Below are 878 nucleotides of genomic sequence, written 5' to 3'. Positions count from 1 at the left end.
TTAATCCTGGTACATTCCCAATAGATCCATAGCGACTTATCATGTATCGAATAGCCGCTACCGCGTTATGAATTGGATTATAAATATTGTCCATTCCTGCTTTTTTATGCGCGGCAAAGGTTGTAGGTATTGTTTGAAATAATCCGCGTGACGGATGGCCCGCTTTGGCATTACTATCCCATAAATTTATGGCTTTAGGGTTGTAGCCACTTTCACGCTTGGCGATTAACATAAGGCCCTTTAAGTAGCTGCTTGGTGTATTAGTAATCGACATGGCTTTTAAAATCCATTGTTTCGCTTTATTAGCTCCGCCGCCGCCAATATCACCCATATCCCCTATCCCAAAATCGAACATTTTTTTAATGTAAGATACGCCATTATCTTTAACCATATTTACCGCGCCCTTTGCAAGATCCAAGGGAAGGCCTTTGATCGAATCTAAATTCACATGTTTATTTAACGTTGTCTTCAAAAGCTCGGCCGGTTTATCCATCCAGTCCCATACGTCGCCTACTGCGTTTTTAACCGCCGAAGTTCCTTTTGATAATAGGTTTTTGCTACTTTTAAAGAGATTGCTAATAGTGCCGCCTTTAAAGGCTGGTATCTGCCCGTTTAAGATTGCTTTTGTTTGTGAGCCGCTAAATACATGCGTGCCTCTAGGAAGGTTTAGAAGGGTATCAGTCGCCGGGCTTAAGAATGTTTTGCCGTTTGGTAGTCGTACTAGCTCCTTTTCGCCGCCGTCACCTACATAAGCTAAACCGCCTTTATGTCCGTCTTTCCCTGTCCCTCTTGCGAATCTAGGGGCGTTCCATGTGTCTAACTTTTTATCAGTACCTATTTTCTTTAGGATCCAATTCACGCCGCCAATAGCTCCGTTA

1 protein-coding gene is annotated in these 878 nt (G+C 42.9%); it reads right to left on the bottom strand.

Annotation, left to right across the window (positions count from 1 at the left end; all coding sequences use genetic code 11):
• The coding region (locus CVN76_RS01400) for a transglycosylase SLT domain-containing protein (protein WP_157805436.1) at positions 1–878 on the bottom strand (878 nt) is incomplete at both ends.

This window comes from Bacillus sp. mrc49 (genome assembly GCF_002803435.1).
Note: the sequence above shows the minus strand (reverse complement) of the source record. Positions and strands in the feature narration are given on the sequence as shown.